Origin of the sequence: Flavobacterium sp., from assembly GCF_041392085.1 — a bacterium.
Taxonomy (GTDB): domain Bacteria; phylum Bacteroidota; class Bacteroidia; order Flavobacteriales; family Flavobacteriaceae; genus Flavobacterium.
Window position 1 is genome coordinate 102,439 of record NZ_JAWKMW010000007.1, and the last position, 12,913, is coordinate 115,351.

Here is a 12,913-nt window from a genome sequence, read left to right on the forward strand (position 1 = left end):
AATAAAGCCATATTAAAGAGTAATACTGTATTTTCCATCATTTCCAGGAGTCTTTAATTTTTGTTTAGAAAGCAATACAATATGTAAGAATTATTACATTTATTTTCATATTTTATGCATTTCATCGATTTTATTTGCTTTTAATCGATATATATACTTTTATTTGCAGAGTCAAAATTCAATAAAAACTTGTTCACCCAAATTTAATAACATGAAAACGAAATTACTTAACCTTCTGCTACTACTTCCACTAGTGGGTTTTTCGCAAGCGATAACAGTTAACACAACTACTTACAGTGTACCTGAACTAGTTACCAATGTTCTGGTTAGTTCGCCTTGTTTAGATGTAACGAATGTAAATTGGAGTACAGGATCTAATTTTGGTTCATCAAACGGAATCGGTTATTTTCAAAATACCAATCCCAATTTTCCTATGCAAAGTGGTGTTATCTTGAGTACCGGTAATGTTGCCAATGCACCGGGGCCTAATAACTCTATGTTGAATGACGGATTAACAACTTGGCCGGGCGATAGTGATTTAGAAGCTATCCTTGCCAATGCGGGCATTTCTATGACTTCAACAAATGCAACTGTTTTAGAATTTAATTTTACAGCTTTATCTCCTCATTTTGACTTTGATTTTCTATTTGCTTCTGAGGAGTACGGAAATTTTCAATGTCAATTTTCTGATGCTTTCGCCTTTCTTTTAACGAATTTAAATACGGGAGTAACAACAAATTTAGCCGTTGTGCCCGGTACAAATACACCTATATCAGTAGTTACGGTTAGGGATTTTTTATATAATTCATCTTGTCCATCGTCAAATGCCGAGTATTTTGGTACATTCAATGGTGGAGCTAATGCTAGTTTATCACCAATAAACTTTAACGGTCAAACTGTTGTGATGAATGCATCAGCAGTTTTAACCCCTAATACACCTTACAAAATTAAATTGGTTGTAGCAGATAGAATTGACCCGCAATCAGACTCGGCTATATTCCTCTCTGCCAACAGTTTTAATATTGGTCAAAATGTGTTAGGTGAAGATCTAACATTGGCTTCCAATACAGCTTTATGTGATGGAGAATCACATATTATTAATAGTGGATTAGACCCTAGTGAATATACTTTTGTTTGGAAAAGAAACGGAGTAATTCTTCCTGGCGAAACAAGTGCAAGTTTAACTGTTACAGAATCAGGAAACTATGAATTAACATATACAAACAATGCATTTCCCTGTCAAACCATAACCGACTCGGTTCTAGTAGAATTCAATGGTGTTTTTAACACCCCTAATCCGATTGATATTTTAAAATGTGACACAGGAGCAGGAACCTATTCATTTAATTTAGCTATTAATACACCAATTGTAACTGCCGGATTAAACCCGAATACTGTTGTATCATATCACTCGTCTGAAGCACAGGCTCATGCAAACACAAGTCCATTGGCTAATGTAATCAATAGCACAGGAAATCAAACGGTTTATATTCGAATTAAAAAACATGATGGTGATTGTTATGTGGTAAAATCATTTCAACTTTTGGTAACAGACCCTCCTGTAGCAAATCAAATACCGGATATTGTTTCTTGTGAACATTTAACAATCCAAGACAAAGCATGGTTTGTCTTTACTCAATCAACTATCAGTGATGTATTAGGAGACCAAAATCCTGCGAACTTTACTGTAACCATACACAGAACTCAGGAGCAAGCTACCAATGGAACTAATGCTATTGGCGGAAACCAAATCTTTACTGTTTCTACAACCGTATATGTTCGCGTACAAAATGCTACTGACTCTTCTTGTTTTTCAATTGCTCCAATCAACTTAGTGGTGCAACAATTACCGGATGTAGATAGTTTTGAAGATGTAATTGTTTGTGAAAGCTATACATTGCAAGAAATTACAAATGGCGAATATTACACAGGACCTAATGGAACAGGAGAACAAAAATTTGCCGGAGATGTCATCACTGAAACACAACGGATTTATATTTATAATACCTTACCAACCGAACCTTCTTGTCCGAATGAAAGTAGCTTTTTAGTAACAATCATTGACCCGGATGATATTTCACTAGGCGATGGACAATATTGTAATAGTTATACACTACCATCTTTAACTTTTGGACAGTATTTTACAGGTGAAAACGGTACAGGAACAGAACTTTTTCCGGGTATGTCAATCACAACATCCCAAACCGTTCATCTTTATTATTTGTCACCAGAACCACCTTTTTGTGCTATTGACTTAGGTTTCGACGTAGAAATTATTCCTTCACCCGAAGTTGATTCATTGCCAACAGTTTTTGATTGTACAGCCTATACACTTCCAAATTTATCAAATGGTACTTATTATGATGCTGCCAATGGGATGGGGAATGTTATAGCACCCGGCACTGTTATTACTGAAACACAAACCATTTATATTTATTCACAAAACGGAATTTGTACAAATCAATCTAGTTTTACTGTTTTCATAGGGTTGGAAGCACCAACCTCAACTACCGAATGTGTTAGTTTCACATTACCTTCTTTAGCAATTGGAGGGTATTTTACGGAACCAAATGGTGGTGGACAACAAATTCCTGCCGGAACCGTAATCAATTCTACACAAACCATTTATGTTTATGCAGTAAGTCAATCGAGTCCAAACTGTACTGATAACTTAAATTTCACGATTACAATTTCGTTACCCGAAATAGAAACTCCTGATGTTACGTCGGCCTGTGAAACTTATGTTTTACCATCAATACCTCAAGGAAATTATTATACAGGTCCTAACGGAACGGGAACTCAATTGGCTGTAGGAACCGTAATTGAAGAATCACAAACAATTTACATTTACTTAAATGATGGCCAAGGTTGTCAAAATTCAGTAAGTTTTGAAGTAACTGTGCTTTCGCCACCAAAAATTGATTCAAGATCTGATATTGATGGTTGTAATAATTATGTATTGACTGATTTAACTTTGGGCAATTATTTTACAGGTCCTAACGGAACAGGAACAATGTTAAATGGTGGCGATGTAATTACCAGCTCACAAATGATTTACATTTACGCAGAGGAAAACGGTTGTACTGCTGAGACAAGTTTCCAAATCAATGTATTTGAAATTCAAGCTGATTCTTTGGAAGACGTGCAAGTTTGTGACAGTTATATTTTGCCAACTTTAACTCCCGGAAATCTTTATTATACGGCTGTAGATGGACCAAATGGTTTTGGAACGTTATTAGCTCCGGGATCTGTTATTACATCAACACAGACTATTTACATATACAAAGAAAACCAAATTCGTCCGGCTTTTTCTTGTATCGATCAAACATCTTTTACAGTAACTATTTATGAAACACCTGAAATAGAAACAATTAACGATGTATATGCTTGTAATGAATATATATTGCCTTCACTAACAGTTGGGAATTACTTTACAGAACCTAATGGAACAGGTACGCAACTTGCAGAAGGAACAGTACTATCCGTTTCTCAAACATTATATGTGTACGCTGAAACAGGTACTACTCCAAACTGTTTTGATGAAAAAAGTTTTTCAATAACTATTTTCAATGTGGATGAATTGGAAGATATAACAACTTGTTCTAGTTATGTATTACCTACTTTAGCTATCGGAAGATTTTACAACGGACCAAATGGAACGGGTGGTCAATTGCCCTTTGGAAGTTCAATTTCTTCCTCTCAAACGGTTTACATTTATGCTCAATCCGGTTTTTCGCCTAATTGTTTTGATGAGAGTTCTTTTGATGTAACTATTGTTCCTACTCCTATTGCCAACGCTGTACCTTTAGCTAACCGAACTGTATGTGACGAAGATGGTAATAACGATGGTATTACAAGTTTTACACTTAGTGAATTTGATAGTATTGTTCTTGGCACACAATCAGGAAGTGAATTTGTAGTTGAGTACTATTCAACTTTAGCAGACGCTACAAATGGTACCAATGCAATAAATGAAACAACTTTACAGACTGTATATGTTAGAGTAAACAATACTATGGCTCCTGACTGTTTTGCCATTCAACCAATAACATTCATTGTTCACAAAATTCCGGAACCAACTCCGGTAGGTGGTATTGTCTGTGTGGAAAGTGAAACCGGAAACTTGTTGAATCCCTTCACTATAGTTAGTGGACTGTCCTCTTCTACTCACACATTTGAGTGGTACCTAGACACTACATTAATCGCAGGAGCAAACGGTAGCACTCTTCAAGTTACAGAAGCGGGAATATACAGCGTGATTGCAACTAATAATGTAACGGGATGTTCTTCTGAACCTACTGAAGTTGAAGTACTAGCTTCTGAACCGGCTTCGATTGACTTTACTGTAAGTATGGCTTTCAGCTCAACCAATTCTATTACAATAAATGCTACTGGAATTGGTGGAAATTATGAATACTCACTTGACGGTGGTCCGTTTCAAGATAGCCCAACATTTGATAATGTTGCTTCCGGAACACACGTTGTAACTGTAAGAGATAAAAATGGTTGTGGAAGTGTAACAGACGAAGTATTAGTAATCAATTACCCTAAGTTCTTTACACCTAATGGAGATGGATATAATGAAACTTGGAACATTGTAGATTTAGAAGATCAACTTAACGCAGTAATTTACATTTACGATCGTTACGGAAAACTATTAAAACAAATCTACCCTTCTAAAAATGGTTGGGACGGCTATTATAATGGCGTAGCGATGCCTTCTTCTGACTATTGGTTTACAGTAACTTATGAAGAAAATAATCAAACTAAAGAGTTTAAATCTCACTTTTCATTAAAGAGATAGTTTTATATTGTTTTGTTGTTTAGAGTAAAAGACCTTCCACGTGAAGGTCTTTTTTTGTTAAAAATTGTAACAAATAAATCGATGAATAGTCTATTCATGTAAATAACAAAAATTTGTTAAAAATTATGTAAAACAATGTACCTTGTATTGCATAATATCAAAAAACAATTATTTTTGCTTCATCAATCAAAAAACAATCAAAATGAAAATTAAAGTTACACTTGTGTTCCTTATTTGTTTGTGCTCATCAATATTTGCACAAACAGCAACAATCACCGGGAAAATTTTAGACAAATCAAATAACAACACTATCCCCTATGCTACGATAGTTATTAAATCTGGTGAAAAAATAATTTCCGGAGGTATAACTGATGAAAAAGGTGAATTTTCAATTGAAAAAATCGCTTTGGGAAGTTATGATTTTGAAGCACAATTTATTGGTTATAAATCACATTCCGTCAAAATTAATGTTACCTCAAAAAATTACAATATTGGTACTATTCACTTATCTGAAGACGCTATGTCGTTAGCAGAAGTAGAGGTTGTTGGAGAACGTACCACTATGGAACAAAAAATTGATCGAAAAGTGGTAAATGTGGGTCCGGACTTAATTAATGCCGGTCCGACTGCATCAGATATTTTAAATAACATTCCATCCGTTAGTGTTGATCCTCAAAATAATTCGGTTACATTGAGGGGAAATCCTAATGTTCAAATTTTCATTGATGGTAAACCTTCTCAAATGTCTGCTTCGCAGGCGTTGCAACAAATTCCATCTACTTCAATCAAGCAGATTGAATTGATAACGAATCCTTCGGCAAAATATAATCCGGAAGGTATGAGTGGAATTATAAATATAATCTTAAAGAAAAATTCAAATTTAGGTTTTAACGGAAGTGTGAATGCCGGAACAAATTTTGGGGTTACACCAAAAGCAAACGCCTCCTTAGATTTGAATTACAGAGTAAACAAGTTCAATTTTTATTCTACTTACTCATTAAATCACGGAAAATGGAATAATAAAGGTTTCTTAAATACAACCGATATTGTTGACGCAGATGATTCTTATCATTCTGATTTTATCATTAATAATTTTAATAAAAATCATTTTATCAAGGCCGGAGTAGATTTTTACATCAACGAAAAAAACACCCTGTCCTTTTTTACCAATCAAAACATCAATAAGTCCGAAGGAGAATTTTATACGCGTATTGATTATTTTTCAGGTGTAAATCCGAGTATTGTACAATATAATTCAGCTTTAACGGAGAGTAGAAATGAAGTCTATAACTTGGGCTATAAATACGAATTTGATAAGCCACAAAAAACATTTGACGTAGAAATAAATTTTAATCGCAACGACAGACCTGAAGACAGTATTTTTTTGGATGGTGATAACAACCTGATTCAAACCAATCAAATTGAAACAGTGGGTAAAAATGTAATTGTAAACGTTGACTTTGTTAATCCAATCAATGAAAAAACCAAATTAGAATTAGGTTTGGAAAGCCGATTTGACGGAACAGATAATACTTTTGATCGTGATTTCACTTATTTTTCTGATTTTGATTACAGAAGAACAATTCAAAGTGCTTATGCTAATTTTGGAAAGCAATTGGAAAAATGGAGTTACCAATTGGGTATGCGTTTAGAAAGTTTTGAAGTAGAAGCCAATTTCAGAAGAATAGATGAAAATCCGGGACAGTTTAAAGATGATATTTTCACTGTATATCCGTCTGCTTTTTTATCTTATGTACCTTCTGAAAAAAATACGTTTAATTTAAGCTACTCACGAAGAGTTGACCGACCCAATCTTGGTCAGGTTAATCCCATTCGAAACTGGAGCAGCCCAACAATTGATCAGGAAGGAAACCCAAATTTAGAACCTCAATTCACTAATTCAGTTGAACTAAACTATACCCGCGTAGCAAAAATTGGAACGCTGACTTCCGGAGTCTTTTTCAGATATATCAACGATCCTATCAATCAGGTTTTTATTCAAAGTCCGTATGATCCGAATAAAAAGCTAATGACTTTTGCCAATTTTGACAGTACTACCGAATATGGTATTGAAGCATCCGGTAACTTAAATCTCAAAAAATGGTGGAGTATAAATTATGGTGCCGATATTTATTTTAGAAACGCAAGAGGTTTGGTAGAAGATGCCAATCAAAATCTAGTTGAAAAAACGGTATTAGCCACTCCGTTCAATGCCAGGATGAATCATAATTTTAAAGCGTCAAAAAAATTAAACATTACATGGTTTACTCTGTATAGAGGTGGGGTTGAAGATATACAATTCAGTAACAAAGTAATGTGGCGAACAGATTTAGGAGCGAGGTATACCATTTTAAAAGAAAAAGGTTCGATAAGTCTTCGCTTTAATGATATTTTTAATACGATGAGAGCAAGGTTTTATGGAGAGAATCCTGATATAACTTCAGGTCAATTCCGATGGGAAAGCAGAATGGTAAATGTAAATTTTAATTATCGTTTTGGTTCCGGTAAAAACAGAGCACTGCAACGCAAACAACGTGATAAAAATGAAACTGAAGGGGGTGGTTTATTCTAAAATTGGTTCTTTATATATTGCTTTAGTTAATCAAAAAACCCGAGGTAGCAGTACTTCGGGTTTTGTATTTTTATAAAGTAAAGAATAATTTTGCTAATGGAGCATTGCTTGAGAATATAAAAATCGAGGTTGTTTTAAACGGATTACCATCTGATAATCACACTTCCCCAAGTAAAACCACTACCAAAAGCAGCTAAGACAACCAAATCGCCCGACTTAATTTTGCCTTGCTCCCATGCCTCCGTTAAAGCAATAGGTATAGAAGCAGCCGTAGTGTTGCCATATTTTTGAATGTTATTGAAAACTTGCTCATCACTTAATTTGAACTTTTGTTGAATAAATTGTGAAATTCGCAAATTTGCTTGATGCGGAATCAACATATCAATATTGTCAACAGTCAAATTATTGGCTTGCAACCCTTCGTTTATTACTTCACTAAAACGTACAACCGCATGTTTAAAAACATATTGACCATTCATATAAGGGAAAAAACTTTCGTCGTTTGGGTTATTGTCATTCAGAATATCAGTCACCCATCTTTTACCCATTCCGGGAGCAATTAAAGCTAGCTCTTCTGCATGTTGTCCTTCTGAATGAAGATGAGTAGAGAGAATACCCTTTGTTGTATCAGTTTCTCTGGAAATTACAGCAGCACCTGCTCCATCACCAAAAATTACAGAAACACCCCTTCCTCTTGTAGTCATATCTAAACCATAAGAATGAAGTTCAGAACCTACAATTAATATGTTTTTATACATCCCCGTTTTTATGTACTGATCGGCTACGGAAAGTGCATAAACAAACCCTGAACATTGGTTTCTGATATCTAACGCACCAACAGTGCGTAAACCTAATTCTTTTTGCACCAATACTCCCGGACCCGGGAAATAATAATCCGGACTTAGCGTAGCGAATATAACAAAATCAATCTCGTCAAGTGATAGCCCTGAACGTTCTATGGCAATTTTGGCCGCTTTTACACCCATTGATGTGGTTGTATTACCATCATTTTTTTGTACATGTCGTCGCTCTTTTATTCCGGTTCGTTCCTGAATCCAGTCGTCATTTGTGTCAATTATTTTGGACAAATCATCATTAGTCACCACATTCTCAGGAACATAAAATCCTAAACCGGAAATTCTTGAATGATACATAGTATGCTGTTTTAATAAAATTAGTCTAACAAATTTAGCAATCTTTTAAAAACCACCTTTATTTTTATAGCTTTTTTTGTAAGTTGATAAAATTTAATAGAAAAATGGCATTGTTATTGTGATTGCTTAAATGTAAAATTAGCTTTTTGTTAAGACACTTATTTGAATAAAACAGTATTTTTGAAATATGAAAAAATTACTTGCATTAGTGTTTATTTTAAACTTTTCCTTTGTAGGAAAAGCACAGTTTGATGCAGGAAATAAATCTGTTTCTCCAAGCGGAAACTTTGGAATTAGTCCGAGTAGCTCAGGAACATCCATTTTTTCTTCTACTGAAAAAGATGAAAAAAAATCCGATTCTTATTATGCACCCTTACGTAAAGAAAAAGAAATTGACTTGACTAAAAATTACGGATTTGTAAAACCGGATTTTAAAATTCAACCAAATTTAAATGGTGAAAGTAAAATGTTGGAAGAATACAAACGAGGAAAGCATTATGGCAGTTTTATCAGTAAATCTAAATTTGTAAAAGTATTGTGCCGAGATCATCAGGCTATCGACGGAGACAGAGTAAGTATTATTCTCAATGACAAAGTGGTGGAAGCTAATATCTTTTTAGATAATGAGTTTTCAGTTTTTTATATTGAACTAGCTGCCGGGTTTAATAACTTAGAATTTATTGCTTTAAACCAAGGAACTTCAGGACCTAATACGGCTCAGTTTGCCGTTTTAGATGAGTTCGATTCAACACTCATGTCTAACATTTGGAATTTAGCCACCGGAGCAAAAGCAAGCATGAGTATTTTTAGAGAATAACCAATATTCTTACTCTCTCTTTTCATTTTTAACAGATTTTTTAGAAGTTTCCGATATATTAGCTTTATTTTAGTGAAACTAATATATCAATCAAAATCTTTATGAAAATTAAGCTATTTCTACTTTTATGTTTGAGCTATTTTGCTTTATCTGCTCAAGAAAATTTATCGTATCAAAAACCACCTAAAGAAATTTTAGCATTGGCGGATTACGAAAGGGCTCCTTCAGTAAACATGGACAGTAAAAAAGAATACATGCTTTTATCTTACAGAAGCACGTATAAAACTCTTGACGATTTAAATCAAGAAGAAATGCGTTTGGGCGGACTTCGAATTAATCCTGTGACAAATATTTCAAGTACCGTTACGTATATTACCAACTTAAAAGTACGAAAGGTTTCTGAAAAAAATGAGATGCAGGTTAAAGGTTTACCGGAAAACCCGAGAATCAGTAATTTAGGGATGTCGCCTAATGAAAAAAAACTTTCTTTCTCTAACACCACTAATACCGGTGTTGAACTTTGGGTTTTGGATATCGCTACTGCTCAAGCAACTAAATTAACGGATGCCACGGTAAATGCTAACATGGGAAATCCATTTAGTTGGTTCGCTGACAACGAAACTATTTTAGTGAGAATGTTAGTAAAAAATCGTCCGGCATTAATCGATCAAAAAAAAGATTTACCCTCAGGACCGATTGTTTCCACGGGTGATGGAAGTGTTTCACAAAACAGAACCTACCAGGATTTATTAAAAAATCCATTAGACGAACAAAACTTTGAAACACTTATCACCTCCGAATTATATAAAGTTACTTTGGACGGAAAAGCGACTCTATTTAAAAAAGCTGATATGTATGCCGGTGAGAGTATTTCTCCGGATGGCAATTATGTGATGATTTCAACTATTCAGAAACCATTTTCTTATATTGTTCCTTTGAGTCGTTTTCCACAAAAATCTGTAGTTTATGACAAATCAGGAAAAGAAGTAAAAGTGGTAAACGAAGTTCCGTTAACCGAAGTTATGCCCAAAGGATTTTCATCTGTTAGAAAAGGTAAAAGAAGTATGGGTTGGAGAAATGATAAGCCTTCTACCCTATCTTTTGTAGAAGCTTTGGACGAAGGAGATCAAGCCAATAAAGTTGAGTTTAGGGATGAAGTCTTTGTATGGGAAGCTCCTTTTAGTGGAAATCCGACGTCTTTGGCTAAAACACAACAACGATATGGGGGAATAACATGGGGTAATGATAATATTGCTATTCTTTCTGACTATTGGTATGATACTCGAAATGCTAAAACCTACATCATCAATCCATCTAATCCGTCTCAAGCTCCAAAAGTGATTTGGGATAGAAATTACCAAGACATTTATTCCGATCCGGGGAATTTTGAAACAAAGAAAAATCAATATGGTAAATTTGTGCTGACCTTAGACAACGACAAAGGTTACTTAATTGGTGATGGATTTACGAAAGAAGGACAATTTCCATTTATTGATGAATTCAATTTTACTTCACTAAAAACGAAGCGTTTATACCAATCAACCTATAAAGACAAAAAAGAGGATATACTTTCGGTTGAAGATGCAAAAAAAGGAGAAGCCTTGGTGATGATTCAATCAAAAAATGAATATCCGAATTATTACTACAGAAATTTTAAATCAAAAGGAAAATTAACTCAGCTTACACATTTTAAAAATCCTTTTGAAAGCATCAAAAACGTTCACAAAGAAGTGATTCAATACAAAAGAAAAGACGGTGTTGAATTATCTGGTACTTTGTATTTACCAGTTGGTTATGACAAAACTAAAAAAGAAAAAAAACCGCTCTTGATTTGGGCTTATCCTGCTGAATACAAAGACAAAAACTCAGCAGGTCAAAGTGATAAAAACCCAAATGAATTTACATTTCCCTATTACGGTTCATTCGTCTACTGGGTGACACGCGGTTATGTAGTTCTGGATGACGCCTCTTTTCCTATCATTGGAGAAGGAACAACAGAACCAAACGATACATTTATTGAACAATTAGTTGCCAATGCCGAAGCCGCAATTGACGCAGTAGATAAATTAGGTTACATCGACAGAACAAAAGTAGGTGTTGGCGGACATTCGTATGGTGCCTTTATGACGGCAAATTTGTTGACTCATTCTAATTTGTTTGCGTGTGGAATTGCCAGAAGTGGAGCTTATAACAGAACCTTAACACCTTTTGGATTTCAAAGTGAACAACGTAATTATTGGGACGTTCCGGAAGTTTACAACACTATGTCGCCTTTTATGAATGCTCATAAAATGAAAACGCCTTTATTATTGACACATGGTGAGGCAGATAACAATCCGGGGACATTTACACTTCAAACCGAACGTTATTTTCAAGCGTTGAAAAACTTAGGTGCTCCGGTTAGAATGGTGATTTTACCAAAAGAAAGCCACGGCTATGTTGCCAAAGACAATATTTTGCATTTGTTATGGGAACAAGATCAGTTCTTGGAGAAGTATTTGAAATAGATGGGAGATAGAAATATGGGAGAAGAAATTGACAATTTATAACTGACAACAGTAAACAGATAGCCCTGAAGTTGAAAAATTTCGGGGTTTATTTTTGAGATAAAAACAAAACATTTTGTGTTTGGAGGTGATTTTCGTTTTCAAAAAATAGTACTCCTTCCGGATAATGAGCTTCGATAAGGTAGTGGTTTCCTCGAAAATAGGCATTTGAAACAGTGACTTTTAAATTAGAGTTTTTTACTATTTTTAATTGATGAGGATACAATAATTGATTCTCTTTTTGATTAAAGTAGAAACCCGGAATTTCGTTTACATCACCAAAAAGTGAAGCAACATATTTTGATGTTGGTTTGTTATATAATTCAAGTGGAGAATTTCTTGCTACTATTTTCCCGTTTTGCATCACGAGAACCTCATCGGCAAAAGAAAGCACATCAGTACTGTCGTGTGTAGCAACGATGGTGGTTATGTTTTTACTTTTTAAATAAGCAAACAACTTTCTGCGGAGGCTATTTTTTCTAAAATTATCGATATGGCTAAACGGTTCATCCAACAATAAAACTTCAGGCTCCAGTGCTAAAACACGTGCTAAAGCAACTCGTTGCATTTGCCCACCGCTTAAATACTTTGCTTTGATGTTAGCAAACTCAGTCATTTCTACAATTTCGAGTAATTCGGCAATCCGTTCTTTTTTTTCTTCCGGATAAAAATTCGAAAGGTATTTTCCCACGTTTTCTGACACTGAAATGTATGGCATTAAATCAAAATCCTGTGCCAAGTATTTCATGTACGGCATGCCTGGAATAAGGTGGAACTTTGGTCCTAATATTTCAGAACCCTTCCAAAACATTTGACCTTCCTTTAGATCATAAAGTCCATATATTAGCTTTAAAAGCGTGCTTTTTCCACAGCCACTTTCACCAATTACAGCCAAGTTTTTCCCTTTTTGAAGAGAAAAATCGACTTGCTTGATGTCTTCGTTTTTATCGTATGAGAATGAAATATGATTAATTTGCAGCATAAAAAAAGTGATTGCTTTTGCCTTCCAAATTTAGAGTA

General features: G+C 34.6%; 6 protein-coding genes. 4 read left to right on the top strand and 2 right to left on the bottom strand.

What is annotated here, in order from left to right; all coding sequences use genetic code 11:
• The first annotated feature begins 211 nt into the window (after nucleotides 1–211).
• Both R2782_RS06820 and R2782_RS06825 read left to right on the top strand, forming a co-directional pair.
• A complete protein-coding gene (locus tag R2782_RS06820) occupies nucleotides 212–4,804 on the top strand; it encodes a choice-of-anchor L domain-containing protein (RefSeq protein WP_371267341.1) in 4,593 nt (1,530 codons plus the stop codon).
• A gap of 202 nt (nucleotides 4,805–5,006) precedes the next feature.
• On the top strand, nucleotides 5,007–7,376 hold the full coding sequence (locus tag R2782_RS06825; RefSeq protein ID WP_371267342.1) for an outer membrane beta-barrel protein: 2,370 nt from the start codon (nucleotides 5,007–5,009) through the stop codon (nucleotides 7,374–7,376).
• 143 nt (nucleotides 7,377–7,519) lie between these two features.
• Here R2782_RS06825 and R2782_RS06830 read toward each other — a convergent pair whose 3' ends face one another.
• Entirely contained in the window at nucleotides 7,520–8,530 is a 1,011-nt protein-coding gene (locus R2782_RS06830; protein ID WP_371267343.1) for a 3-oxoacyl-ACP synthase III family protein, read from the bottom strand.
• A gap of 187 nt (nucleotides 8,531–8,717) precedes the next feature.
• On the opposite strand from R2782_RS06830, the gene R2782_RS06835 reads away from it, so the two are divergent.
• Together R2782_RS06835 and R2782_RS06840 are read left to right on the top strand one after the other, a co-directional pair.
• Nucleotides 8,718–9,347: a hypothetical protein gene (locus tag R2782_RS06835; RefSeq protein ID WP_371267344.1), complete on the top strand. Its 630-nt coding sequence runs from the start codon at nucleotides 8,718–8,720 to the stop codon at nucleotides 9,345–9,347.
• Nucleotides 9,348–9,448: 101 nt separating this feature from the next.
• Entirely contained in the window at nucleotides 9,449–11,854 is a 2,406-nt protein-coding gene (locus R2782_RS06840; protein ID WP_371267345.1) for a prolyl oligopeptidase family serine peptidase, read from the top strand.
• A gap of 88 nt (nucleotides 11,855–11,942) precedes the next feature.
• Here R2782_RS06840 and R2782_RS06845 read toward each other — a convergent pair whose 3' ends face one another.
• Nucleotides 11,943–12,875 carry an ABC transporter ATP-binding protein gene (locus tag R2782_RS06845; protein ID WP_371267346.1) on the bottom strand — a complete coding sequence of 311 codons (933 nt, stop codon included), beginning with the start codon at nucleotides 12,873–12,875 and terminating at the stop codon, nucleotides 11,943–11,945.
• Nucleotides 12,876–12,913 lie beyond the last annotated feature (38 nt).